The organism is Candidatus Rhodoluna planktonica, assembly GCF_001854225.1.
GTDB classification, from domain to species: domain Bacteria; phylum Actinomycetota; class Actinomycetes; order Actinomycetales; family Microbacteriaceae; genus Rhodoluna; species Rhodoluna planktonica.
Map to the genome: position 1 here is coordinate 612,328 of NZ_CP015208.1, position 24,507 is coordinate 636,834.

General features: G+C 51.6%; 24 protein-coding genes, 1 tRNA gene and 1 other RNA gene. 14 read left to right on the forward strand and 12 right to left on the reverse strand.

Annotated elements, in window-relative coordinates; all coding sequences use genetic code 11:
* Positions 1-23 precede the first annotated feature (23 nt).
* The 5 genes from A4Z71_RS03070 (at position 24) to menC (ending at position 4,590) form a co-directional block, all read left to right on the forward strand.
* The gene (locus A4Z71_RS03070) at positions 24-914 is read left to right on the forward strand and encodes an amino acid ABC transporter permease (RefSeq protein WP_070954486.1); all 891 of its coding nucleotides are present in this window, start codon (positions 24-26) and stop codon (positions 912-914) included.
* The gene (locus A4Z71_RS03075) at positions 911-1,678 is read left to right on the forward strand and encodes an amino acid ABC transporter ATP-binding protein (RefSeq protein WP_269466117.1); all 768 of its coding nucleotides are present in this window, start codon (positions 911-913) and stop codon (positions 1,676-1,678) included. Before A4Z71_RS03070 ends, A4Z71_RS03075 begins: the two co-directional genes overlap by 4 nt.
* A gap of 80 nt (positions 1,679-1,758) precedes the next feature.
* Positions 1,759-2,652 (forward strand): ABC transporter substrate-binding protein, encoded by an 894-nt coding sequence (locus tag A4Z71_RS03080; RefSeq protein ID WP_070954487.1) that lies wholly within the window; start codon positions 1,759-1,761, stop codon positions 2,650-2,652.
* Between the two features lie 59 nt (positions 2,653-2,711).
* Positions 2,712-3,467 carry a hypothetical protein gene (locus tag A4Z71_RS03085; RefSeq protein ID WP_084028399.1) on the forward strand — a complete coding sequence of 252 codons (756 nt, stop codon included), beginning with the start codon at positions 2,712-2,714 and terminating at the stop codon, positions 3,465-3,467.
* Between the two features lie 13 nt (positions 3,468-3,480).
* Positions 3,481-4,590, forward strand: a complete 1,110-nt coding sequence (gene menC, locus A4Z71_RS03090; RefSeq protein WP_070954488.1) for an o-succinylbenzoate synthase — start codon at positions 3,481-3,483, stop codon at positions 4,588-4,590.
* Here menC and A4Z71_RS03095 read toward each other — a convergent pair whose 3' ends face one another.
* Genes A4Z71_RS03095 through aceE form a run of 7 tightly spaced genes read right to left on the reverse strand, consistent with a single transcriptional unit; the run spans position 4,591 to position 12,609 of the window.
* Positions 4,591-5,181 carry a thymidine kinase gene (locus tag A4Z71_RS03095; RefSeq protein ID WP_070954489.1) on the reverse strand — a complete coding sequence of 197 codons (591 nt, stop codon included), beginning with the start codon at positions 5,179-5,181 and terminating at the stop codon, positions 4,591-4,593.
* Positions 5,182-5,205: 24 nt separating this feature from the next.
* The gene (gene fabF, locus A4Z71_RS03100; protein WP_070954490.1) at positions 5,206-6,444 is read right to left on the reverse strand and encodes a beta-ketoacyl-ACP synthase II; all 1,239 of its coding nucleotides are present in this window, start codon (positions 6,442-6,444) and stop codon (positions 5,206-5,208) included.
* 21 nt (positions 6,445-6,465) lie between these two features.
* On the reverse strand, positions 6,466-6,708 hold the full coding sequence (locus A4Z71_RS03105; RefSeq protein WP_070954491.1) for an acyl carrier protein: 243 nt from the start codon (positions 6,706-6,708) through the stop codon (positions 6,466-6,468).
* A gap of 36 nt (positions 6,709-6,744) precedes the next feature.
* Complete coding sequence (locus tag A4Z71_RS03110) at positions 6,745-7,749, reverse strand: beta-ketoacyl-ACP synthase III (protein WP_070954492.1); 1,005 nt, start codon at positions 7,747-7,749, stop codon at positions 6,745-6,747.
* A gap of 51 nt (positions 7,750-7,800) precedes the next feature.
* Positions 7,801-8,721, reverse strand: a complete 921-nt coding sequence (locus tag A4Z71_RS03115; protein ID WP_070954493.1) for an ACP S-malonyltransferase — start codon at positions 8,719-8,721, stop codon at positions 7,801-7,803.
* A 2-nt stretch (positions 8,722-8,723) separates the two neighbouring features.
* Complete coding sequence (locus A4Z71_RS03120) at positions 8,724-9,890, reverse strand: PucR family transcriptional regulator (RefSeq protein ID WP_070954494.1); 1,167 nt, start codon at positions 9,888-9,890, stop codon at positions 8,724-8,726.
* Positions 9,877-12,609: a pyruvate dehydrogenase (acetyl-transferring), homodimeric type gene (gene aceE, locus A4Z71_RS03125; RefSeq protein WP_418219383.1), complete on the reverse strand. Its 2,733-nt coding sequence runs from the start codon at positions 12,607-12,609 to the stop codon at positions 9,877-9,879. The genes A4Z71_RS03120 and aceE overlap by 14 nt, the downstream gene beginning before the upstream one ends.
* Positions 12,610-12,740: 131 nt before the next feature.
* Between aceE and A4Z71_RS03130 the strand changes: the two genes are divergently transcribed.
* The 7 genes from A4Z71_RS03130 (at position 12,741) to rnpB (ending at position 18,423) form a co-directional block, all read left to right on the forward strand.
* On the forward strand, positions 12,741-13,199 hold the full coding sequence (locus tag A4Z71_RS03130; protein ID WP_070954495.1) for a peroxiredoxin: 459 nt from the start codon (positions 12,741-12,743) through the stop codon (positions 13,197-13,199).
* A 42-nt stretch (positions 13,200-13,241) separates the two neighbouring features.
* Positions 13,242-13,314, forward strand: a tRNA-Val gene (locus A4Z71_RS03135).
* A 45-nt stretch (positions 13,315-13,359) separates the two neighbouring features.
* Complete coding sequence (locus tag A4Z71_RS03140) at positions 13,360-15,357, forward strand: purine-cytosine permease family protein (RefSeq protein WP_070954496.1); 1,998 nt, start codon at positions 13,360-13,362, stop codon at positions 15,355-15,357.
* A gap of 2 nt (positions 15,358-15,359) precedes the next feature.
* Positions 15,360-16,178, forward strand: a complete 819-nt coding sequence (locus tag A4Z71_RS03145) for a Nif3-like dinuclear metal center hexameric protein (RefSeq protein WP_070954497.1) — start codon at positions 15,360-15,362, stop codon at positions 16,176-16,178.
* Between the two features lie 7 nt (positions 16,179-16,185).
* Complete coding sequence (locus A4Z71_RS03150) at positions 16,186-16,902, forward strand: zinc ribbon domain-containing protein (RefSeq protein ID WP_070954498.1); 717 nt, start codon at positions 16,186-16,188, stop codon at positions 16,900-16,902.
* A gap of 2 nt (positions 16,903-16,904) precedes the next feature.
* The gene (locus A4Z71_RS03155) at positions 16,905-18,065 is read left to right on the forward strand and encodes a bifunctional RNase H/acid phosphatase (RefSeq protein WP_070954499.1); all 1,161 of its coding nucleotides are present in this window, start codon (positions 16,905-16,907) and stop codon (positions 18,063-18,065) included.
* 22 nt (positions 18,066-18,087) lie between these two features.
* Positions 18,088-18,423: RNase P RNA component class A (rnpB, locus tag A4Z71_RS03160), an RNA gene on the forward strand.
* Here the strand turns inward: rnpB and ppgK are convergent.
* Both ppgK and map read right to left on the reverse strand, forming a co-directional pair.
* Positions 18,420-19,181 (reverse strand): polyphosphate--glucose phosphotransferase, encoded by a 762-nt coding sequence (ppgK, locus tag A4Z71_RS03165; protein ID WP_070954500.1) that lies wholly within the window; start codon positions 19,179-19,181, stop codon positions 18,420-18,422. The genes rnpB and ppgK overlap by 4 nt on opposite strands.
* The gene (gene map, locus A4Z71_RS03170; protein ID WP_070954501.1) at positions 19,178-20,062 is read right to left on the reverse strand and encodes a type I methionyl aminopeptidase; all 885 of its coding nucleotides are present in this window, start codon (positions 20,060-20,062) and stop codon (positions 19,178-19,180) included. Before map ends, ppgK begins: the two co-directional genes overlap by 4 nt.
* A 24-nt stretch (positions 20,063-20,086) precedes the next feature.
* Here map and A4Z71_RS03175 point away from each other — a divergent pair, with 24 nt between their 5' ends.
* Positions 20,087-20,281 carry a hypothetical protein gene (locus A4Z71_RS03175; protein WP_070954502.1) on the forward strand — a complete coding sequence of 65 codons (195 nt, stop codon included), beginning with the start codon at positions 20,087-20,089 and terminating at the stop codon, positions 20,279-20,281.
* A 12-nt stretch (positions 20,282-20,293) separates the two neighbouring features.
* Here A4Z71_RS03175 and panB read toward each other — a convergent pair whose 3' ends face one another.
* Genes panB through A4Z71_RS03190 form a run of 3 tightly spaced genes read right to left on the reverse strand, consistent with a single transcriptional unit; the run spans position 20,294 to position 23,131 of the window.
* Positions 20,294-21,091, reverse strand: a complete 798-nt coding sequence (gene panB, locus A4Z71_RS03180; protein ID WP_070954503.1) for a 3-methyl-2-oxobutanoate hydroxymethyltransferase — start codon at positions 21,089-21,091, stop codon at positions 20,294-20,296.
* A complete protein-coding gene (locus A4Z71_RS03185; protein ID WP_070954504.1) occupies positions 21,092-21,484 on the reverse strand; it encodes a RidA family protein in 393 nt (130 codons plus the stop codon).
* A 3-nt stretch (positions 21,485-21,487) separates the two neighbouring features.
* A complete protein-coding gene (locus tag A4Z71_RS03190; RefSeq protein ID WP_070955228.1) occupies positions 21,488-23,131 on the reverse strand; it encodes an NAD+ synthase in 1,644 nt (547 codons plus the stop codon).
* Between the two features lie 35 nt (positions 23,132-23,166).
* Here A4Z71_RS03190 and glnA point away from each other — a divergent pair, with 35 nt between their 5' ends.
* Positions 23,167-24,504, forward strand: coding sequence for a type I glutamate--ammonia ligase (gene glnA, locus A4Z71_RS03195; protein WP_070954505.1), 1,338 nt, complete (start codon positions 23,167-23,169; stop codon positions 24,502-24,504).
* Positions 24,505-24,507: the final 3 nt, after the last annotated feature.

The window sequence follows — 24,507 nt, forward strand, 5'->3', positions numbered from 1 at the left end:
ACTTGCGAAAAGAAGGCCCCTGAATGGCTACACAAAATTACCAGGATGTGGTGGTGCCGCTTCGCCATCCTTGGCGTTGGGTATCAGCCTCAATAATTCTGGCCTTGCTCGGGTTATTCATCTACTCGTTAGTTAGCTCGCCAAACATCAACCATGAGATTGTGGCCAAGTATCTCTTCAACGAGAAAGTTATCGGAGCCGCGTGGCTAACCGTAATTTTGACCGTTGTTTCAATGATCATTGGCACAATTTTGGCGATTATCCTTGCGGTTATGCGGCTTTCCAGTAATCCGCTTTTGCGCCTTGTTTCAACTGGTTATGTTGGATTCTTTCGTGGAACCCCATTGCTGCTTCAGATTGTGTTTTGGGGTTATCTCGGAATCATTTACCCAACAATCGACATCGGAATTCCATTCACTGACATTGTTTGGTTCTCAGAAAAAACCTCGTTGGTTTTCACTTCTTTAGTCGCTGGCATAATCGCACTTTCGCTCAACGAGGCTGCGTACGCGGCTGAAATTGTCCGTGCTGGCATACTTTCGGTGGACGGAGGGCAGACCGAGGCTGCCAAATCTTTGGGCATGAGTCAGGGGTATACGCTTCGCCGAATCGTTCTTCCTCAGGCCATGCGCGTCATAATTCCGCCGATGGGCAATGAATTCATCAGCATGTTAAAAAACACCTCGTTGCTTCAGGTTGTGGCCGTTATGGAGCTATACGCCAGAACCTCGCAAATTTCTTCGCAAAACCTTGCTCAAGTTGAGCTGCTGGTGGTGGCTGGCTTCTGGTACCTAGTTATGACCACGGTTCTTTCGGTGCCGCAAAATTATCTTGAGCGACGCTATGGGCGTGGCTTCTATGCGACTACCCAGCAGCGACGTTGGCTGAATTTCGCAGCGAAGGCAAATGCATGAGTCAAGATCTAATGATTGAAGCAATCGGCGTAAAAAAGAACTATGGCTCAAACCAGGTACTTCGCGGCGTCGATCTAAACGTGCACAACGGCGAGGTGCTCTGCCTGTTGGGCCCTTCCGGTTCCGGTAAGTCAACTTTCCTGCGCTGCATTAATCACCTCGAAGTTATCAACGGCGGCCGCCTATATGTTGACGGGCAACTAATGGGCTTCCAAGAGCGAGATGGCAAACTTCACGAGATGAAGCCGGCGGCCATCGCAAAACAACGCAGCTCTATCGGCATGGTGTTCCAGCGTTTCAATCTATTTCCACATCTAACCGCGCTAGAGAACGTAATCGAAGCTCCGGTTGGCGTTCAAAAGCTTCCCAAAGCAAAAGCTACCGAGCAGGCTCTCGAGTTATTGGCCAAAGTTGGGCTTTCTGATAAGGCCAATCACTACCCAGCTCAGCTCTCCGGTGGTCAGCAACAGCGTGTAGCAATTGCTCGAGCATTGGCCATGCAGCCAAAACTTATGCTTTTCGATGAGCCAACCTCGGCTCTTGATCCTGAGTTGGTGGGTGACGTTTTAGACGTGATGCGTGACCTAGCTAAGTCAGGAATGACAATGATTGTGGTCACCCACGAAATCGGTTTTGCGCGTGAAGTTGCTGATCGAGTTGTTTTCATGGACTCAGGCTTGGTGGTTGAGTCTGGAACCCCAGCGCAGGTTATCGATAATCCGCAAAATGAGCGCACCCAGGCGTTCATCAACAGTGTTCTCTAATTGAGATAATTCGCAACAGTATCTAACTGAATGATTTTCTAGTATCGGCTAGGCTCTAAGGGTAAATCCAAGGAGTAAAAATGAAACGTAAAATGACCGCGCTTGCCGCAGCAGTTGCAGCAGGCATCATCCTTCTTAGCGGTTGCGCTGCAGCTGAACCAGCTGCCGAAGAGACCACCGCAACCACTTCTGCCATTGACGAAGCTGCAGCAGCATTGCTGCCTGAAGAATACAAAGATGGCGTCAGTGTCGCATCAGACATTCCTTACGCTCCAATGGAGTTGTTCGACGAGAACGACAACCCGACCGGTTTTGACTATGACCTATCGCAGGCAATTGCTGCCAAGCTGGGCGTGACTTTCACTTTCAACGACCAAGACTGGGATGGAATCATCCCTTCGCTTCAGTCGGGTACCCACGACATCATCATGTCGGGAATGAACGACACCATTGAGCGTCAGCAGGTTCTTGACTTCGTCGACTACTTCAACGCCGGATTCGCTATTTTGGTAGCTAAGGGCAACCCAGAAGGTATTACCGCGCTGGCAGACCTCTGTGGCAAGACAGTGGCTATTCAGACTGCTACCGCTCAGATCGACTTGATCAACGCCGTGAACCCAAGCTGTGACAGCAAGATCGAGGTTCTTGAATTCCCAACCGATGGTGACGCTCAAAACGCAATTCGTGCCGGCAAGGCAGTTGCCGGTGTTAACGACGGCCAGGTTGCTGCGTACACCGCACAGACCGCTGGCGATGGCGCCTACTTCGAAATCGTCAATCCTGCAGACTCACCTGAGGGCTACACTTCGGTGCTAACCGGTGTTGGTGTTCTAAAAGAGAACCGTGGTTTGACCGAGGCTATTCAGGCAGCAATCCAGTCTTTGATTGACGACGGAACCTACGCCGAGCTTTTGGCAAAGTGGAACCTGAGCGCCTTCGCAGTTAGCGAAGCAACAATCAACGGCACTAAGTAACAAATCTAAAACTGGTGGGGGTGCATTTGCGCCCCCACTTTTTTTGGGAGGATTAATCCGTGAGTGACCAAGCCGACATCCAAATGGTGCAATCCGCGCAGCAGGCGACGCAGCTGGCAGCGTACTTCAGAGATGTCTGGGGTGGCCAGGATGACGTTGTGCCACCAGATATGCAGTTGGCCCTGCTTCACGTTGGTGCCTATGCTGCCCTGGCCAAAATTAATGGTGAAGTTGTCGGTGGTTCATTTGGCGTCAGGGGAGTAGCCGACGATAAAGACATTCTGCACTCACACGTAACCGCCGCATCCATCCGCGGTGTGGGTTGGCAGCTAAAGATGCATCAGGCATCCTGGGTTAGAGAACTAGGTTTAGACGGCATAACTTGGACTTTCGACCCACTAGTTAGGCGCAACTGCGTTTTCAACTTTGAAAAGTTGGGGGCAACTGCAAAAGAGTATCTTCCCAACTTTTACGGCACCATGACCGATGACATAAATCGCGGAGATGAATCGGATCGGCTGTTTGTTTTTTGGGACATGCAATCTGAACCAGAAAATTCTCCTGAGGAAAGCGGATTGACAACCAACATTGCCGTTCAAAATCATGGGGGATTACCCCAGTTGCAGAGCTTTGATTCGACACGACAATTTTTGGTTGAGTTACCAGAGGACATTGAAGCTTTGCGTCGAGACAATTTGGAAGCAGCACTGCGTTGGCGTAAATCAGTTCGCGAAGTGCTCCAGCCGGCGTTTGTCGCCGGGGCCCGAATTTCCAACATGACTGCAGACCGCAGCGCCATCGTGATTGATTTTTAGAAAAGGAAATCCATTGAAATTAGAAGCAGTCGAGTTAATTCGTCTAAATGTGCCGTTGAAATCAGCCTTCCGAACCTCGTTTAGTTCGGTCAACCTGCATCAGGTTGTTTGGGCACACGTCATCACCGATCAGGGTGAGGGTTGGGCAGAATGCGGCGCGAACGAGCGACCAGACTACTCCAGCGAGTACCACACCGGTGCGATGGATGTTTTGAAGCAGTTCATCCTGCCAGACCTGTTTGCTCTGGGCGACGAATTAACCGCCGAAAAGGTTGCGCCTACCCTCGAATGGCTGAAACAGCACCGGATGGCCAAGGCCGTAATAGAGACCGCGCTGCTAGATGCCCAGCTACGCGCCGAAAACATCTCTTTCGCGAAGTATCTCGGCTCCGATAAAACCAAGGTTCCGGCCGGTGTATCGGTAGGCATCATGGACTCGCTACCTGAACTGATGAATTTTGTTGAGGGCTATCTAAACGAGGGCTATGTACGCATTAAGTTGAAGATTGAGCCTGGTTGGGATTACGAACCGGTCAAGTTGGTGCGCGAAACTTTCGGCCCCGATCTGCTGCTGCAGGTTGACGCCAACACCGCCTATACCCGAAATGATTTTGATCTTTTGAAGCGACTTGATGAATTCAACCTGCTTCTAATCGAGCAGCCAATCAATGAAGAAGACATGCTCGGTCACGCCAAGCTGGCTCAGTACATCGAAACTCCGGTTTGTCTCGATGAGAGCATCATCTCAGCCGATATTGCACGTGACGCTATCGAGTTGGGTGCCGCAGAGATTATCAACATCAAACCTTCGCGCGTTGGCGGCTACATCGAATCGAAGAAAATTCACGATGTTTCGGTTGCCAACAACATCCCGGTTTGGTGTGGTGGAATGCTCGAAACCGGAATCGGTCGCGCTGCGAACCTCGCCCTAGCGGCGATGCCTGGGTTCACCCTGCCAGGAGATACATCAGCGTCATCTCGCTATTTTGAGACGGATTTGACCGAACCTTTTGTCCTGAAGGATGGGCACATTGATGTCCCTACCGGTCCCGGCATCGGTGTCGACCCAATTCCAGAGATCATTGAGCGTTTCGCTGTCTCGCGAGAGTGGATTAGGGCTTAGCTACTTTTTACCGAGTTCAGCGAAGTAGCAGCTGGGGCAGAGCGACTCGTAGGTGACTTTGTCACCGTCAATGGCAACCTGATCGCCGGCAAAGGTAAATTTGCCGTTTTTCAGGCGGGCATTGAAGAGAGCCTTTTTGCCACAGCGACAAATAGTCTTTAGCTCTTCCAAACTGTGTGAGATTTCCAGTAATCGGATGCTGCCCGGGAAACCTTTGGTTTGGAAATCGGTGCGAATTCCGTAGGCCAAAACTGGGATATTGTCGAGAACGGCAATTTCTAGCGCTTGGTCTACCTGCTCGGCAGTCATGAACTGAGCTTCATCGATAAGTAAACAAGCGATTTCTGAGCTGGCATCGGCGCCGGCGCGTTTGCTGACCTCGTCACGCAAATTCATTGTCGGTAACAGCAGAAAGTCGACTTCTCGAACCACGCCCAAACGGCTGACAACCTTGTTGTCACCTTTGGTATCAATCGCAGGTTTAATCAGCAACACCCGCTGATTTCGTTCTTCGTAGTTATGCGCAACCTGTAACAGTGCGGTGCTTTTACCGCTGTTCATCGCGCCGTGTCTAAAGTAGAGCTTGCTCACGTGGTTAGGCTAACAAACAATCAGCTAGTTGAAACTTTTGAAGGCGACAACGGCGTTGTGGCCGCCAAAACCAAACGAGTTGCTAATGGCGTAGAGGTCATTGCCCTCGAGTTTTCTCGGTTCGGTCACTACATCGAGAGGAATCTCAGGGTCTTGATTGTCTAGGTTGATGGTCGGTGGGAGCACTCTGTGGTGCAGAGCTAGCACTGTGAAGATTGCTTCAATTGCGCCTGCGCCACCAAGTAGGTGACCGGTTGAGGCTTTGGTTGCAGAAACCGGAATCTTTTCTAGGTGGTCACCAAAAACCCGCTTGAGAGCGGTGTACTCCGCGATGTCTCCTACCGGGGTGCTGGTGGCGTGTGCGTTGATGTGCGAAACCTGATTGGGTTCGATTCCGGCTTGTTTTAGCGCTGCAATAACTGCACGGGCAGCTCCGGTGCCTTCAGGATCTGGTGCGGTGATGTGGTACGCGTCTGAAGTTACTGCACCACCGACCAATTCGGCATAAATCTTGGCGCCACGAGCCTGGGCGTGCTCGAGGGTTTCTAAAACTAGTGCTGCGCCACCTTCACCCATCACAAACCCGTCGCGATTCACGTCGTATGGTCGTGAGGCTTTGGCAGGTTCATCATTTCTACGTGACACGGCATGCATTGAAGCAAATGCCGCAATTGGCAAAGGATGAATGGCCGCCTCGCAGCCGCCGGCTACAACTATGTCGATTTCTCCGCTGCGCAGTCGTGCGATTGCGTTGGCAATCGATTCGGTGCTTGAAGCACAGGCTGAAACGGCAGTGCGCACACCACCGCGGGCTGCTATGTCCATACCGATCGCCGCGGCCGGCCCGTTTGGCATAAGCATTGGAACCGTCATTGGCAAGACGCGGCGAGGACCTTTTTCTTTGAGGGTGTCGAAGGCGTCAAGCAGAGTCCAAACTCCACCAATTCCGGTGGCGAACTCAACTGCTAGACGTTCAGGCTCGACCTCGGGTGAGCCTGCATCCGCCCAAGCTTCACGTCCTGCGATTAGGGCGAATTGGCTTGACGGATCAAGTCGTTTTACCTCTTGCGGAGTCAATACCTCGCCGGCGGCAACCTTGGCTTGACCCGCAATTGTTACGGGAATCTCGTACTGCGCAATCCAATCCTGTTCTAGAGCTGAAATGCCAGATTCTTTAGCCAGCAATGCTGACCAAGTATCTGCAACGTTTCGGCCTAGTGGGGTGGTTGCGCCGAGTCCGGTGACAACAATTCGGGTAGCCAAGGTTGTGCCTTCTAAGCCTGATTAGGCGTTAACGATGAAGTTAACTGCGTCGCCGACGGTGATGAGGTTCTTTACTTCCTCATCTGGGATCTTTACGCCGAATTTGTCTTCTGCGTTGACAACGATGGTCATCATTGAGATGGAGTCGATGTCTAGGTCGTCAGTAAATGACTTGTCTAGCTGAACTGCATCAGCTGAAATGCCGGTCTCTTCATTTACGATCTCGGCTAGACCGGTTAGAACTTCGCTCTGTGATAGTGCCATTGTGTTTCTCCTTAGGGTTGGTGACCAGAATTTAGTTTAGGGGAGCACGACTACTTGAGCCCCGAAGGCCAAGCCTGCGCCAAAACCTATTTCGAGAGCCAGGCCGCCAGATTTGACCTCGCCTGATTCGAGTAGTGCGTGCATAGCAAGCGGGATACTTGCTGCTGAGGTGTTGCCGGTATAGACAATGTCTCTAGCGATAACAACTGACTCGGGCAACTTCAACTGCTTTGCCAACTCGTCAATAATTCGAATGTTTGCCTGGTGCGTGACCAAGGCGCTTAGATCTTCAGCTTGAATGCCGGCAACTTCGAGCGCTTGCTTGGCTACTTTAGCCATTTCCCAAACTGCCCAGCGGAACACAGTCTGTCCTTCTTGGCGAAGGGTTGGCCAGCTGGCGACACCGTCACGAAGTTCAAGCAAAGATGCGGTCATGCCGACGGCATCCCAGTGAGAGCCGTCTGAACCCCAAACCGTAGGAGAGATTCCCGGGGTGTCCGATGGTCCAACGATTGCCGCCCCGGCTCCGTCGCCCAGCAAAAAGCTGATGGTGCGATCGGTTGGATCGATAAAGTCGGACAGTTTTTCGCCTCCGACAACCAAGACATACTTGGCTACGCCAGAGCGCACCAGTGCATCTGCTTGCGCAATGCCATAGCAGTAGCCGGCACAGGCGGCAGAAATGTCGAAGGCTGGCGCCGGATTGGCTCCTATTTTGTCAGCTAAAAGGGCCGCGGCCGATGGAGTTTGGTGCGGGTGCGTAATGGTCGAAAAAATAACGGCTTCAACCTCAGATGCTTCAATTCCAGCATTCTTGATTGCTTGCAACGAGGCATCGACCGCCATGTCTAAAAGACTTAGGTTTTCGCTGGCGCGGCGTCTGGTGATGATTCCGGTGCGCTGACGAATCCATTCGTCACTCGAATCGATTGGGCCAGCAATGTCGTCATTGGTTACTGTCAGGTCACCGCGGGCAGCGCCCAAAGAATAAATTTTTGAGTACTTAACCGGTTGATATTGATTCAACGTGGGCTGGGCCATCGGTTGGTGCCTTTCGAGTATTTCTATAATTTAGCGAATCTTTGAGCAGATTTAGTTGTAGAGAATCGACAAAGCCGCATCGAGGTTTTCAGGAGTCTTTACAGCGACGATCTCCACTCCGGGCATAGCGCGCTTCGCGATTCCGGCTAGTGTTCCAGCCGGCGCTAACTCAATAACCGAGGTTACGCCCGAGTCAATCATGTTTTGCATACAGAGATCCCAACGCACCGGCGATGCAACTTGACTCACCAAACGTTTCAAGAACTCATCTCCCGAAGACACTTGATGGCCGTCCTGATTGCTCCAAATAGCAATGGTGGGGTCCGCTACGGCCATCGAGTTAGCATATTGCGCTAATGAACTTTGTGCCGGTTTCATGAATCGACTGTGAAATGCTCCAGCAACCTGCAACGGAACAACTCGTGTGCCAGCTGGCGGATTAGCCTGAAGTTCGCCAATTTGAGCAGTTGCTCCCGCGGCGACGATTTGGCCAGGGCCGTTGTAGTTGGCCGGTTCTAGTTCTAGTTCGCTCAGGCGATCTTCAATTGCCTGCAGTTCGCCACCCAGAATTGCAGCCATAGAAGTTGACTCGAGTGCGGCTGCTCGGGCCATGGCTTCACCGCGTTCCCGAACGAACTTGATTCCGGTGGCGGCATCAAATATTCCGGCACCAACCGCTGCAGTGATTTCGCCAACCGAATGTCCAGCTATGCCTGAGACCTTTGAATCATGGAGGTCTTTGCCATCCATTAGCGCTGCCATCGTGGCAATACCGGCAGCAACAATTAGGGGTTGGGCGATGGCAGTGTCACGAATTGTGTCGGCGTCGCTTACGGTTCCATGGGCAATAAGGTCGATTCCGGAAACTTCCTGCATCGATTCGATAGCCTCGCGAAAACTAGTCAGTTCTAGCCAAGGCGCAAGGAAGCCCGGTGTTTGAGAACCCTGACCTGGACAAAGGAGAGCAATCATGTTTATCTGCGCTTTCTGTTTTCTGACTCATTCATAGCACCTAAAACCATCGCGACCTGGAGTACGAATGCTTCTCGCGGACCGGTAGCATCCCAGCCGATAACGTCTGAAATTCTTTTCAATCGATATCGAACGGTATTTGGGTGTACGAATAACTCTCGAGCAGTATTTTCTAGGGACCGACCGGACTCGAGATAAGCCCCGAGGGTTTCAAGCAGTTCTGTCGAGGTGCTGGCCAACGGTCGATAAATTTTATTAATCAATGTTGCCTTGGCCAACATGTCTCCGGCAAGCGCTCGCTCGGCAAGCAGATCATCGGCGGCAATAAGCTTTGGAGCCTTAGCCCAGGCTTTTACAACAACAAAACCGGCGAGAGCGGCTTTAGCTGAGCGATGTGCGTCTACAACAGAATTGACTTCTGGGCCAAGAACTTGGACAGGTCCTGTAAAAAAGTGGTCGAACTGAGTGGCTAGTTCAAAGAATTTTGTTTTATTTGCATCTGAATCGTTGGTAAAACCGAGTACAGCAACGAGGCGATTGCCATGAATTCCTAGCAAAACGTCGGCTTGGTTTTTACGCGCACTTCGTCGAAATTCGTCTAAGTCAACTGAGTCATCACAGTTACCAATAAGAACTGCTACCGAGCCTTTTGCTCGCCAACCAAGTGCGGCTACGCGAGAGGATAACTCTTCTTCGTTTTCACCGCTTAGGACACTGTCAACCACGAGAGCTTCAAGTCGCTCGTCCCAAAGGCCGCGGGCCTCGGCAGCGCGGGCGTAAACATCTGCAGCTGAAAAGGCTATTTCTCTTGAGTAGAGCAATACCGATTCGCGCATCGACTCATCAAATTGAACAACTCGTTCTTCAACAATTTGAACGACGACGCGGATCAGCTGGAGTGTTTCCTGTAGCGAGATTGATCCCAGAAGCTCGCGAGGTGCGGTCGAGAAAACATCTGCGGCAACCCAGGGTTGAGATTTTGGATCTCGATACCAGGACACGAACGAAGTAATGCCCGCCTGTGCAACCAGGCCCACTGCTGAGCGACGACTAGCCGGCATATCTCTATACCAGGGCAGAGTCTCGTCGAGACGCTTGAGCGTGGTTGTTGCTAACTCACCCGAAATCGAGTTGAGCCACTCTAGGGTTTCAGCCTTAGTTTTCGCCACCGGTTGATCCTGAGGTGCCGGCCGCTACATCGTGCAGACGATAGCGGTCGATTGCCTGTTGAGGAACGCTCGGATCAATCAGGCCTTTCTCAACCAACTGTTCAAGAACTCGAACGACGATTGACGGACCATCAATTTTGAAGAATCTGCGAGCCGCTGCGCGGGTGTCGCTGAAGCCGAAACCATCTGCTCCAAGAGTCGCGTAGTCACCCGGAATCCAATTGCGGACCATGTCCGGCACCGCGTGCATATAGTCGCTAACACCGAGGAATGGCCCCTGAGCGCCGCCCAGTTTTTCAGTGATGTAGGCCTGGCCGGCAGGCTCGTTTGGAGCGAGGAATTTACGCTGATCGACGGCAAGTCCGTCGCGACGCAATTCCGTCCAAGACGTTACCGACCAGATGTCTGCGGATACTCCCCAGTCATCCTGCAGTAGCTTCTGAGCTTCGAGTGCCCAAGGAACTGCGACACCTGAGGCAAGAATCTGAGCCTTGTGTCCCGAATTCTCGTTGCGGCTAATGTTGTGAATTCCGCGAAGGATGCCGTCCACATCTACGTTTTCAGGCTCAGCCGGTTGAACGTAAGGCTCGTTGTAGACGGTCAAGTAGTAAACCACGTTTGGATCTGGGTGGTTGCCGCCGTACATGCGCTCTAGGCCGGCGCGCACAATGTGGCCAATTTCGTATCCGTAGGCAGGGTCGTACGAGATCACGCCGGTGTTGGTGGACGCCAAAACCGGAGAGTGTCCGTCTGCGTGCTGAAGTCCCTCACCGGTCAATGTGGTTCTACCAGCAGTCGCACCGATCATGAATCCACGTGTCAATTGGTCTGTAGCTGCCCAAATTGAGTCGGCAGTTCGCTGGAAACCAAACATCGAATAGAAAACATAAATTGGAATGATTGGCTGACCGTGAGTTGCGTAACTAGACCCCGCCGCTGTGAAAGCAGCGATAGAGCCAGCCTCGTTAATGCCGGTGTGCAAAATTTGCCCAGCAGTCGACTCTTTGTAGTTCAACAAAAGTTCGCGGTCTACCGAGATGTAGTGCTGGCCTTGAGGGTTATAAATCTTCGCGGTCGGGAAGAACGCATCCATACCGAAGGTTCTTGCCTCGTCTGGGATGATCGGCGCAATTCGCTCACCTAGCCCCGGAGCGCGCAGCAAGTCTTTGAGCAGTCGCACAAAGGCCATGGTGGTGGCTACTTCTTGGGTGCCCGAACCAGTCTTCGAAACCTTGTAGACCTCGTCGCCGGGAAGGTCGAAAGAGACATACTTGCTGCGTCGTTCTGGAAGATAACCTCCCAGAGCCTTTCGACGCTCATGCATGTACTGAATTTCCGGAGCGTTCTCGCCTGGGTGGAAGTAAGGAGGTTGGTACGGATTCTCTTCAAGTTGTGCGTCAGAAATTGGAATACGCAACTCATCGCGGAAGCTCTTTAGATTGTCGAGAGTCAGCTTCTTCATCTGGTGTGTTGCGTTACGGCCCTCGAATGACTTACCCAAGGTAAAGCCCTTGATGGTCTTGGCCAAAATAACGGTTGGCTGACCCTTGTGTTCTATGGCTGCCTTGTAGGCCGCATAAACCTTGCGATAGTCGTGACCGCCTCGTTTCAGACCCCAGATCTGGTCGTCTGTCATATTTTCAACCAGTTTTGCGGTTCGTGGATCGCGGCCGAAGAAGTTTTCGCGAACAAATGCGCCGTCTTCAGTTTTATAGGTCTGATAGTCGCCGTCAGGGGTTTTGTTCATCAGGTCTACTAGCGCACCATCGTGGTCGCGGGCTAGCAGGTCATCCCATTCGCGACCCCAGACAACCTTGATGACGTTCCAGCCAGCGCCTCTAAAGAAAGACTCAAGCTCTTGGATGATCTTTCCGTTACCGCGAACTGGTCCGTCAAGACGCTGAAGGTTGCAGTTCACAACGAAAGTCAAGTTGTCTAGTCCGTCGTTGGCTGCTAGTTGCAGTGCTCCGCGGCTTTCAACTTCGTCTAGTTCACCATCGCCCAAAAATGCCCAAACGTGCTGTTCTTCGGTGTTCTTGAAACCGCGTCCCGAAAGGTAGCGGTTGAATTGGGCTTGATAAATTGCGTTGATTGGTCCGATACCCATCGACACAGTTGGAAATTGCCAAAAGTCGGGCATCAATCTAGGGTGCGGATACGATGACAGGCCGCCACCAGCGTGGGATTTCTCTTGACGGAACCCATCTAGCTGGTTGGCGGATAGGCGACCCTCGAGAAAAGCACGAGCGTATGGGCCGGGAGACGCGTGACCCTGGATGAAAATCTGATCGGCACCGGCTGGGTGATCGGCACCTTTGAAGAAGTGGTTGAAGCCAACTTCGTATAGCGAAGCCGAAGAGGCAAAAGTTGAAATGTGTCCGCCAACGCCGACACCCGGGCGCTGAGCGCGGTGAACAAGCATGGCCGCGTTCCAGCGCATCCAGGCTCGGTATGTTCGTTCAATCGATTCGTCCCCGGGGAATTCAGGTTCATTCTCGGGAGCAATTGTGTTTATGTAGTCGGTGGTTGGAACGATAGGCACGTTCAATTGCAGTTCGTGCGATCTGCGCAAGAGATTTAGCATGATCTCTCGTGCTCTGCCTCGACCATGTACGCGGGCAACTGCATCAAGAGATTCAAGCCACTCAGCGGTTTCTTGCGGATCCTGGTCTGGGGTGCTGACCGCGTAGGCATCGTTGTTGTTGATAGACACCGACATTCCCTTTCGTGGGGGATAGATAATGTTTTTCGCGAGCCTTTGTTTAAGCTCTCCAACAGTCTAAGGCGACAAAGGGAAGCAAATGTTTGTTTGCGCGGTTGATTACGAAACAACAATCTTGAAAGGTAAACATGTCTGCAGAAATCGGCGAACTGGCGCCTGACTTTGAATTGCTCAACCAATTTGGAGAATCAGTAAAACTGAGTGATTTCCGAGGCAAGAAGGCAGTGACGCTGGTCTTCTATCCGCTCAGCTTCTCCGGGATTTGTACCGGTGAACTTTGCGAACTGCGCGACAACATTCCGCAATTTGAATCGCAAGACACTGAGCTAATCGCCATTTCAGTCGACTCAAAGCACGTACAGCGTGCATTTGCCGAACAAGAGGGCTATAAATTCAATGTTTTGGCTGACTTCTGGCCCCACGGTGAAGTGGCGCAAAAATATGGAGTGTTTATCCCAGAGTCGGGTTTTGCTAACCGAGCCACCTTCGTCATTAATAAAGACGGTGTTCTAGTTGCCAAGTTCATCACCGCGCCTGGCCAGGCACGAAGCTTTGCAGACTACCAGCGGGCGCTTGAACTGATCTAGTCGATTTGAAGTTCAGCAAGAAGAAATGTAATGTTCTTGCGGGGGCCTTTAGCTCAGTTGGTAGAGCGCCACGCTTACACCGTGGATGTCATCGGTTCGAGCCCGGTAGGGCCCACTCAAATGCCGAGGTGCGAAAGCACCTCGGCATTAGTATTTGGGTATGAGTTTGAATCCGAGCAATCCGCCAGAGCGCCGCGCCCTGAGCGATGAAGAGCTTCAAGCCCGGGTTTACCAACTTGCCGAAGAGCAGGGCGCCGCAACCGCAATAGCTTTCCTCGAGGAACAGGCGCGCCTGCGTGAACTCGACGAACTTGAATTAGCTAAGTGGCAATTAGACAACCCGCCTGTTTATCAGCCCGTCGTTGAAACTCCCCAGCTCGCTTCAGTAGCGCCATACGAGGTTATTTCCGCAGATGAAGAGGCGACTGTAGATGAGTTGGCGAAGCAGCGCGAATCGACTGCTCAAATAACTGGCACTGAATCACCTGATGTAACTGGCACTGAATCACCTGATGCTTCGCACTCGCTTACTTCTTCAGAGATTCTGTCCGCTACCGAATCTCCTGCCGCTGAGAACGCACCAGCAGTAATGGAAGCATCAGTTCCTCATCGTGAACCGTCTCCGGTATTGAGCGAAGCTGTTTTTGTTCCAAGTCCAAGCTCTGCCGCTGAGATTGTTATCGACGAGGATTACCAACTCGAATCAGAACTTGAGCACAGCAGCCAGATCAGTGCCAGTCAAGTGAACTTTGCCAATTTTGATCTATCCGAGGTTCAACAGGCCAATCAAAAACGTAATCCGGTTAAGTTATCGGACCAAGCAACTACCGGAAGGCAGTCTGCCGCGTCTTTATTTTGGGTCTGGGCTTCGGTCTTCATGGTTGGAGCTCCAGCACTAGCTCTTTCAGGTTTATCTAGTCAGGGTTTCTCGAAGCAAGAGTCTTTGTTGGCAACCATAATCGGTTTCTTTGGAGCCGGCTTGGCGATATCGGTTGTTTCTATTGCCGGTAAGCGCAGCGGTCTTTCGACTTTGGTAATTTCGCGGGCAGCTTTTGGCTACTATGGCAACCTTTTGCCTGCGGTTTTGACCGTACTTGGCAAGTTAATGCTCTCGCTTGTTCTGGGTTTTGTTCTGCTCAGCACTGTTGATGATCTAAATGCGAACCAGGGTTTTGTCGGACTAGTTACCCTGGCGGTAATACTTCTCGTTGTGTCGCTAATCGCGGGCTTTGGCGGTGAAGTTCTTTACAGATTTCAGCAGGTTGTTTCAATCGCCGCTCTCGCACTGTTGATGTGGATTGTGGCCCAAGGCTATATGGACCAAGTTGTCAGTGCGCTACCCAGCGACATCAACCCAATCCGAGTACTTTCCGCTGCGGCCTTAGTTTTTGCAGTCTTTGGTCTTCTTCTTGCATCATCTGCCGGCGAGTACACCAGACAGATGTCGGTAAAGGTTCGGGGCAGTTCAGTAACACTGTGGGTTCTTTTAGCAGTGTTTATTAGCGGTTCGCTGGGTGCAAGCATCCTGACCTATTTCTCTATCGAAACTGGGTGGCTTTCTCTAATTGCACTGATCCTCGGCATTACAGTCTTGCTGACGTCTAACCAGTACAGCACCAGCCGCTCTTTCTCCGCTTTTGGCTGGAATGCAAAGCCGGCCATTTCGCAACCACTTCTTGCCCTGCTGGTCTTGGGTGCATCGTTTGCCCTACACTCACAGACCGATATCTCTAGTGGCTTGGCTTTAGATTTCTTAGCTTTTGCAGCTGTCCCAATCTCGGGTTGGGCTGGAATCTTCATCAGCGACGTCTTGATTCGCCGAATCGCTTACCACGAGATTTCACTTAGCCGAAGCTATGGATTCTACAAAGCAGTCAACTGGGTCAACTTGGGCGGACTAGTCGTCGCCAGCGCAGTTGGATTTGGGCTGGCTGACAGCGACATGCCATTTCTCAACTGGCAAGGCTATCTGCTAATCGGTGTCCCAAATCCAGATTTCTGGGCATCAGGAAATATGGCGATTTTGACGACTTTCTCGCTTGGGATTCTGCTGCCATTGATTTTCGGTATCCCCAGGATCAAGCGACAGGAAGCCGAGGTGCTTGCCATTGAGGCTCGTCGCTCTGAATTGTTAGACGTTCTAGGTTTGGTTGAGTAAAAATGACTGCAAATTTGATCGACCTTATTGAGGTTTTTGAGACACTTTGGCCTACCAGAGACGCCGAAGAATGGGATCGCGTCGGTTTAGTTTGTGGTTCGGCTGATCAGAAAATATCGCGCGTCTTATTGTCGGTTGACGTTTGCAGCGATGTATTAGAAGAGGCGAAGCAAGGCGAGTTTGACTTAGTGCTCGCACATCATCCACTGATACTTCGGGGCGTGACAACTCTGTCTGAGCAGACTGGTAAGGGCAGTCTGTTATCGACGGCGATTAGAAACTCAATAGCCATCTTTAGCGCTCATACCAATGCTGATGTAGCCGAGGATGGCGTTTCAGACTCTTTCGCAAAACACCTCGAGCTTCGCAACATTTGTCCAATAATCGACCGCGGTGACGGTCTTGGTTTGGGGCGAATTGGTGCTTTGGCTGAACCGCTCAGTTTGCTTGACCTTGCCAGAGTTGTAGCCTCGAAGTTGCCGTCGACCGCAACCGGTGTGCGAGTTGCTGGCAATCACGAAAGGTTAATTAGCACTGTTGCGCTATGCGCCGGTGCCGGCGATTCGCTGCTCGAACAGGTCTCTAGGCTAGATGTGGATGTCTACATCACCAGCGACCTGCGTCACCACGTGGTTCAAGATCAGCTTGAAAGAAATCTCGCGGTTGGCAATGGACCGGCGATTATTGACGTCAGCCACTGGGCGGCTGAGTGGCTGTGGCTTGATCATGCTGCTGCTAGGTTGTCAAAAGAATTTCCGGAAATTCAATTTGTGGTCAGCGCGATTCGCACCGACCCCTGGGATTTTGTAGTAACACAGTAAGGAAAAAGTGAATATTTCTTCAGAAGCTAAATCAGATTTGCTCGCGCTGCTGGCAATCGATTTAGAGATCACCAAGTCGAAAAATGACTCAGATCAGATAGCCAAATCCACCGAACTTTCTGAGATTCGAAACCGACTAATTGAGGCTGCCAGTGAGTTCACCAATGTGCTTTCAAAAGTTGAAACTATTCGAACTGAAATTGAAAAAGTGGCCTCTGATCTCAACTTGGTCGAGACAAGGATTGCTAAGGACCAGACCCAACTGCTACAAACCAGTAGCCCAAAAGATGCCCAGGGAATTCAGTCCGAATTGGCAACGCTGGCGCGCCGCAAAGATGAGCTTGAAGACGCTGAATTGAATCTGATGGATGAATTGGAGCAGGTTGAACGCGACCTCGAAAAGAAGCAATTCGTTCGTGATGATTTAGACACCCAAGTTCGCGAAGCGCTCGAAGTCCAAGAGAAAGCGTTACAGAAAATTGCCTCGGGACTAGTTCTGCTTAAAGATAAGCGAGCGCAACTTGCCGCCCGTTTGGCTCCAGAACTTTTTGAAGTTTATGAACGAAAAGCCCGACGCTCGGTTCCAGTTGGTCTGCTCCAAGGCCGGGAATGCACTGCCTGTCGGATGACTCTCGGCGCAACGTCGCTTGAGGCTATTTCCGGTACCCCGCAAGATCAATTGATTGAGTGCCCAGAGTGCCAAGCCATTCTGATTAGGGAATAGCGGTGCCACGTTATTTCATTCTTGAGGCGGATGGTGGTTCGCGAGGTAATCCTGGACCGGCCGGATCAGGAGCAGTTGTAATTGATCTGAACACTGGGGAGCTAGTTGCAGAATTAGGTCGCTACGTAGGCATGGCCACAAATAATGTCGCTGAGTACATTGCCCTCGAAATCGGTTTGAGCAAAATATTTGAAATCGACCCAGGGGCCACAGTTGAAGTGCGAATGGACTCGAAATTGGTTGTCGAGCAGATGTCTGGGCGATGGAAAATAAAACATCCTGACATGCAGGATTTGGCAATCAATATCAAAAGGCTTATCGCCTCCCGAACGGTAAATTTCATTTGGGTTCCACGTGAGCAAAACAGCCGAGCCGACGCTTTAGCAAACGAAGCGATGGACTCAGCTGAGGATTTTTCTCGAGTCCTCGATGGGGGCAGTGAAAGCTTTGTGCCACCAGTAAACGAGCAAAAACTGACTCGACCAAGTTCAATTCGTGCACCGCAAGCCGAGAATGTTCCACCCGCTACCGTAATCATGGTTCGACACGGCAGAACTGAATTGACCGAAACCAACCGCATTTCCGGTCGAACCGGACTCAACCCGGGATTGTCAGATTTGGGTCAAGAAGACGCGCAGCGTGCTGCGACCGAACTTTCAAATTTAGGTAAACGTGGATTTTGGAAAAATATCAATCCGCCCACGGTAGTGATTAGCTCACCGCTTCAACGAACATTAGACACTGCTCAAATCATCGCCGCTAAGCTCGGGCTAAAAGTCGAGGTTGTCGAAGATTTTGCGGAAATTTCTTTCGGCGAGTGGGATGGACTTACCAACGAAGAGCTTTTTGAAAAGTGGCCTGACGAATATCAAACTTGGCGAGGATCATGGGATGTGCCGCCACCAAACGGCGAATCTCTAGCTGATTTCGATCTTCGTATCCGAGGTGCCCTTGAACGCACTATCGAAAAACACGCGGGCGCTACGGTTGTAGTCGTAGCGCATGTGATGCCAATCAGGGGAGTACTTCGATACTGTCTCGGCGCCGGACCGGAGACCTATTGGCGACCGGTTGTTGCGCCGTGTTCGATATCCGCATTTAGGTTCTGGGGAAGTTCGGCCGCCGACCTACTGAATTTCAACGCAACATCGCATTTGAATTAGCCTGCGGTTATGCTAGGTGCGATGGGTCGGCCAGGCAATCGCGAGAAATCGAGGAACGTCCGGGCTCCAAAGGGCAGGGCGGTGGCTAACGGCCACCCGGGGTAACCCGCGAGAAAGTGCAACAGAGAGTAAACCGCCGCGCAAGCGGTAAGGGTGAAACGGTGGGGTAAGAGCCCACCAGCGGGGTGTGTGAGCACCTCGGCTAGGTAAACCTCGCCTGGAGCAAGACCAGACAGTTAGCTTATAAGTTGCCCGCTTTGCTAACGGGTAGGTCGCTTGAAGTCTTGAGTAATCAAGATTCTAGATAGATGATTGCCCCCGAAAGGGACAGAACCCGGCGTATCGGCCGACCCATCACTCGTCAGTTTTTGTCTTATGAGCTAGAACGGCCGCACCTAAAATTCCGGCATTATTTCGCTTAGTTGCCGGGACAATCTCTGTATTGAGCCTCAGCAGCGGTAGAAACTTTTCATGATGTTTAGATATTCCGCCACCGACGATGAATAGATCTGGCGTGAACAAGCGCTCCAGGTTGGAGTAATAAATCTGAAGCCGCTGAGCCCATTCAACCATCGTGAGATCTTCGTTTTCCTTAGCGGAGTAAGCGGCCTTAGTTTCGTAATCAACCCCACCAATTTCTAGATGCCCGAGTTCAGCATTTGGAACCAGAATGCCTTTGATAAACAGAGCCGTACCAATGCCTGTGCCCAAGGTAGTCATGATTACGAGACCACGCTTTTTCTTTCCGGCACCGAATTTCATTTCAGCAACCCCAGCTGCATCGGCATCGTTAACAATATGAACTTTCCGATTCAATTTCTGCGTGAAAAGTTTCTCAGCATCAAGCCCAATCCAAGCCTTTGAAACGTTAGCGGCACTCATGGTTACCCCGTGTTTGACTACGGCCGGGAAACAGATGCCAACCGGTGTCTGCGGATCAGTTTGTGGAAGCTGAGTCAACACTTTGACCACTGCGTTGGCAATCGCATCTGGTTCGCCGCCAGTTGGGGTTTCTATTCGAATTCTTTCACCCACCAGCTCACCTGACTTTAGGTCAACTAGGCCACCTTTGATTCCAGTTCCGCCGATGTCAATTCCGATTGCATACTTGCTCATGCCAAGCCTCCTTCAAAAAGGGTGAGAATCTCTGGGCCATTTTCTGTGACGGCAATTGTGTGCTCAAACTGAGCTGTCAAAGATTTGTCTTTGGTGGTAACAGTCCAGCCGTCTGGCCACATGTCCCACTCGTGAGTGCCCAAGGTGAGCATTGGCTCGACAGTAAACACCATGCCAACCTTGATCTCGTCGGCGTAGTGCGGTGCTGAATCGTAGTGCGGGATAATCAAGCCACTGTGGAATGCTTGGCCGATGCCGTGCCCGGTGAAATCGCGAACCACACCGTAATTGAAACGCTTCGCATAAGCCTCAATAGACCTTCCAATTATGTTCACTTGCCTGCCAGGCATGGCGGCACGGATGCCGCGCATCATTGCTTCATGGGTCCGGCTGACCAGCTGTGAAATTTCTTCGCTAGTTTCGCCAACTATAAAGGTGTGGTTGGTATCTCCGTGGAAACCATCCTTGAAAGCGGTTATGTCGATGTTGATAATGTCACCTTCGGCAAGAACCGTGTTATCTGGAATTCCGTGACAAATGACTTCATTCACTGATGAGCAAAGTGATTTGGGGTAGCCGCGGTAACCCAGCGTTGAGGGATAGGCCCCGTGGCTAATGACGAATTCGTGCCCAATTTTGTCGAGAAAGTCGGTAGTTACCCCAGGCTTTATCTGTCTGCCAACCGCTTGAATAGCAGCCGCAGCGATCTTTCCGGCTTCGCGAATCTTTGAGATCTCGTCAGCTGTTCTGATGTCGCCCCCGGTGTACGGTTGCGGGGCGGGCTTACCGACGTATTCGGGTCGGGGAATGAGGTCTGGTACGAACCGTGTGGGGCTTATTTCCCCGGGAATAAGATGTCCATGTACCAAATCGCGAGGCATAGAAGAAGTCTAAGGGAGTGGCAGTTGGCGAAAGATCAAAAAGACCAACCCGGATACTGGTTCAATTTGGCTAACCGTAAGGTCGAGTTCGGGCTAAAGACGAATGCGCTGAACCGGATTGGCCCTTTTGAAACGGCAGCAGAGGCAGAGCAGGCCCTCGAGATTATTGAGTCACGTTCGAAGGCGTGGCGCGACGAAGAGGATAGTGACCGAAATTAAGCCCTAAGGCGACTATTCAAAACTGTTCTCGGGCGCCGGAAATTGCTTGGCCTTGACTTCTTCTCGGTAGGAAACGACCGATTGGGTCAACTGATTTCGCAGGTCACCAAATTGCTTGACGAATTTTTTAGGTCTGCCATCACTGAAGCCCGACATGTCGGTCCAAACCAGAATTTGACCGTCTGTGTCCGGGCCAGCCCCAATTCCAACGGTTGGGATTTGCAATTCTTTCGTGATTTCTGCGGCCAAATCTGCCGGCACCATCTCTAGAACAACTGCAAAAGCCCCGGCCGCTTGAACGGCCAGAGCGTCTTCGCGAAGCTTAGCTGCGCCTTCACCTCTGCCTTGGACCTTGAAACCACCCAGCGAATTCACACTCTGCGGTGTAAAACCAATGTGTGCCATGACTGGAATGCCCGCTTCAACAATGCGTCGGATTTGCTCGACAGATTTCGTTCCGCCTTCGAGTTTTACTGCTTCAGCGGCGGAAAGCTTAATTATTTTTAGGGCATTCTCCAGTGCCTGCTCGCCGCCAAGTTCGTAACTTCCAAAAGGCATGTCGACCACAACAAGAGCGCGGTGCGCCGATTTGGCTACCGGTCTAGCGAGCATGATCATCTCGTCGACCGTTACTGCGAGTGTTGAGTCTTGTCCCAGCACTGTGTCGGCTGCCGAGTCACCAACTAGCAAAACATCAATACCTGCTTGATCGAAAATAGCTGAAGTAATTGCGTCGTAGCTGGTCAACGCGGTGAATTTCTCACCACGCTGTTTGAACTCGGCTAGCGTTGTCGCTCTGACTTTGGCCAATTAGGCTCGCTTCCAGGCATCGACTTCAATTTCAATGAGCATTTTTGGATTGATGAATTTGATTCCAGCGAGCATTGTCGCGGCAGGGCGAATCTCACCGAAAATCTCACCGTGCGCCTTGCTGACGGCATCCATGTCTTCTGCGTTCGCAACATATACACGGCTTCTAACCACATCTTGCAGGGTATAGCCCGCTTGTGCGAGTGCTGGTGCAATTACTTCACGCAGGGCAACCAAAGTCTGGCCGTAGGCATCGCCTTCGTGCTGCAATTCACCGTTAACGGTTGCAGTCGAGCCGGAAACGTGAACGTATTCGCCAGCCACCACTGCGCGTGAGTAACCGATAACCGATTCCCAAGGTCCGCCACTCGAAATTAATTTATCTGCTGCCATTTTTCACCTGTATCTGTTTGTTATTGGAAGTCTGCGGTCTCGCCCAAAGGCGATAGCGGTAATTTTTGTGCCAATTGCCGATTGCCTGCGTTTCCACTCGGCTGAATCTACAAGTCGCGAGATTTTCGACACCAACTCCCGTTCGAAGCCTAAAGCAACAATCTCAGATACTGATTTTCGTTGGCCAACATAAAGTTCAAGCAGCGCATCCAGCAATTCATAGTCGGGCAGGGTATCTTGGTCAACTTGGCCGGGTCGAAGCTCCGCCGATGGTGGTTTCGAGATTGAGTTTTCCGGAATGGGTTCAATCTCGCTCAGTTCCCGGGCGATGCGGTTGCGCCATTTGGCAAGTTCCCAGACCAAGGTTTTTGGAACATCTTTGATCGGGGCAAAACCCCCCACAGAATCGCCGTAGATAGTGGAGTAGCCGACTGAAATCTCGGTTTTGTTTCCGGTTGTGAGCACGAGGTGGCCCTCAGAGTTGCTTAGAGCCATCAGCAGCGAACCGCGAACGCGTGCCTGAATGTTCTCGGCGGCGAGACCCGAGAGTCCAAGTTGCTTGTCGAAAGGTTCAACTAAGTCTGCGATTGGCTCGATCCGGTAGTCGATATCAAGACGGCGCGCAAGATCGGCTGCATCGTCAAGCGAGTGTTGCGACGAGTATTCAGAAGGCATCGCCACGCCGAAAACTCGTTCTTTGCCCAAGGCATCGACCGCAAGAGCGGCACATAATGCTGAGTCAATACCGCCGGAGAGCCCAAGAATGACAGATTTGAAACTGTTTTTGGCCACATAGTCGGCAAGCCCTAGGCGGAGCGCATGCCAGATCTGCCAGAGTTCATCAGCAGGCTCCACAGACTGCGAGGTAATCGCGGAAATGTGATTTGCGGAGTCAAAATCGAACAGTAGCAGGTCGCTTTCAAACTGTTTACCTCGTGCGACTAAAGAGCCGTTCGCCGACACTACGAAACTATCTCCGTCAAAAACCAGATCATCCTGGCCACCAACTAAATTCGAGTAGGCAACGGCACAGTTGTATTTTTTAGCGATGTTGCTAACCAGCTGAACTCTGGTGTCAGCCTTTGAAATCTCGAAAGGGCTGCCATTCAACACGCATAGCAGCTCAATTCCTTCAGCCTTGGTATGACCAACTGGTCCGCCCTCCTGCCAGATGTCTTCACAGATAACTACACCAATGCGGTGCCCCTTTACTTCGAAAGAGAAATAGTCCGAACCCGAATTAAAGATTCGATACTCATCGAATACCGAGTAATTGGGTAGGTGATGCTTGTCATATTTTCCGGCCACTCGTCCGGCGCGAATTAGAACGGCTGAGTTTGTTGCTACTGACCAACTCTGTTCGTTTTTATCAGCCAGAGGTAGCCCAACTAAAACATCAAGATTTGGGTGATTGGCCTCGAGCCAAGCGGCTAAGTTAGCAAGCGATTCTGCGCTATCTTGCAAAAACGATTCATTTTTCGCGAGGTCTTCGATCGGGTAACCCGAAATGACCATCTCGCCAAAAACCACCAGGTCTGCGCCACTCGAACTTGCCTGATTACAGGCGGTCTTAATGAGTTCAAGGTTGCCGACGAAGTCTCCCACTATTGGGTTCACTTGAGCAATCGCAAAGCGAAAAATCGGCATAACCATTAGCCTAGTAGCAAGAGAGAGGACTAAATATGGACAAGCAACGCGACTTCGTTTTGAGGACCATTGAGGAGCGCGGTGTTAAGTTTGTCCGTCTATGGTTCACCGACGTAGCCGGAACTCTAAAGTCGGTTGCAATTGCTCCGGCTGAGGTCGAGGGTGCTTTTGCCGAAGGCCTAGGTTTTGATGGCTCAGCAATTGAGGGCCTTGCTAGAACATATGAAGCAGACATGCTGGCCATGCCAGATCCCAGCACTTTTCAAATCCTTCCATGGCGCGGTGAAATCAATCCAACTGCTCGCATGTTCTGCGACATTCAAACCCCGGATGGTGCTCCAGCCGCTGCCGATCCACGTAACGTTCTGCGCCGCTCACTCGCCAAAGCCAGTGACATGGGCTTCTCTTTCTACATTCATCCAGAAATCGAGTTCTATCTCCTAAAGTCCTCGCAGTTGGGCCCTGAGGGCCCCATCCCAGTTGATAAGGCTGGCTATTTCGACAACGTTCCAGGTGGCACGGCACACGATTTCCGTCGCCGCGCCGTATCCATGCTCGAACAGTTGGGAATCTCGGTTGAGTTCAGCCACCATGAGGGTGGTCCCGGTCAAAACGAGATTGACCTCCGATATGCCGACGCCCTAACCATGGCCGACAACATCATGACTTTCCGCACCGTTATCAAAGAGGTTGCAATTGAACAGGGCGTTTATGCAACGTTTATGCCCAAACCGTTCACCGAACATCCCGGTTCAGGTATGCACACCCACATGTCTCTCTTTGAGGGCGACTCGAATGCATTCTTTGAGGCTGGGTCGCAGTACCACCTGTCTAAGACCGCGAAACACTTCATTGCCGGATTACTCAAGCACGCTCCGGAAATCACCGCTGTCACTAACCAGTACGTGAACTCATATAAGCGACTCTGGGGTGGCGGCGAGGCACCGAGCTTTGTGTGCTGGGGTCACAACAACCGCTCAGCCCTGATTCGCGTTCCGTTATACAAGCCAGATAAAGGCCAGAGCTCACGGATTGAATACCGAGCAATTGATTCTGCGGCCAATCCGTACCTCGCTTATTCGCTGATTTTAGCTGCGGGTCTAAAAGGTATTGAAGAAGAGTATGTCCTGCCAGGGGAGACCGAAGACAACGTTTGGGCGCTTAGCGACGCCGAGCGTCGAGCCATGGGAATTCAACCTCTGCCACAAAGCCTCGACCATGCCATTCGCAAACTCGAAGAGTCTGAACTGGCTGCCGAAACTCTTGGTGAAGAGGTATTCAGCTATGTTCTTGCCAATAAACGTCGCGAGTGGAGTGAGTACCGCTCTCAGGTGACGCCTTTCGAATTGAAGCAAAACTTCGAGACCCTCTAGGCA

Bases quoted from the DNA above. Each gene is read 5' to 3' on its own strand.
- A4Z71_RS03075 (WP_269466117.1), top strand. From the start codon at position 911: ATGAGTCAAGATCTAATGATTGAAGCAATCGGCGTAAAAAAGAACTAT.
- A4Z71_RS03185 (WP_070954504.1), bottom strand. From the start codon at position 21,484: ATGGCAGCAGATAAATTAATTTCGAGTGGCGGACCTTGGGAATCGGTT.
- A4Z71_RS03190 (WP_070955228.1), bottom strand. From the start codon at position 23,131: ATGCCGATTTTTCGCTTTGCGATTGCTCAAGTGAACCCAATAGTGGGA.
- A4Z71_RS03070 (WP_070954486.1), top strand. From the start codon at position 24: ATGGCTACACAAAATTACCAGGATGTGGTGGTGCCGCTTCGCCATCCT.
- A4Z71_RS03110 (WP_070954492.1), bottom strand. From the start codon at position 7,749: ATGGCCCAGCCCACGTTGAATCAATATCAACCGGTTAAGTACTCAAAA.
- A4Z71_RS03145 (WP_070954497.1), top strand. From the start codon at position 15,360: ATGACTGCAAATTTGATCGACCTTATTGAGGTTTTTGAGACACTTTGG.
- A4Z71_RS03105 (WP_070954491.1), bottom strand. From the start codon at position 6,708: ATGGCACTATCACAGAGCGAAGTTCTAACCGGTCTAGCCGAGATCGTA.
- A4Z71_RS03140 (WP_070954496.1), top strand. From the start codon at position 13,360: ATGAGTTTGAATCCGAGCAATCCGCCAGAGCGCCGCGCCCTGAGCGAT.
- aceE (WP_418219383.1), bottom strand. From the start codon at position 12,609: ATGTCGGTGTCTATCAACAACAACGATGCCTACGCGGTCAGCACCCCA.
- ppgK (WP_070954500.1), bottom strand. From the start codon at position 19,181: ATGAGCAAGTATGCAATCGGAATTGACATCGGCGGAACTGGAATCAAA.
- map (WP_070954501.1), bottom strand. From the start codon at position 20,062: ATGCCTCGCGATTTGGTACATGGACATCTTATTCCCGGGGAAATAAGC.
- A4Z71_RS03130 (WP_070954495.1), top strand. From the start codon at position 12,741: ATGTCTGCAGAAATCGGCGAACTGGCGCCTGACTTTGAATTGCTCAAC.
- A4Z71_RS03115 (WP_070954493.1), bottom strand. From the start codon at position 8,721: ATGATTGCTCTCCTTTGTCCAGGTCAGGGTTCTCAAACACCGGGCTTC.
- A4Z71_RS03080 (WP_070954487.1), top strand. From the start codon at position 1,759: ATGAAACGTAAAATGACCGCGCTTGCCGCAGCAGTTGCAGCAGGCATC.
- glnA (WP_070954505.1), top strand. From the start codon at position 23,167: ATGGACAAGCAACGCGACTTCGTTTTGAGGACCATTGAGGAGCGCGGT.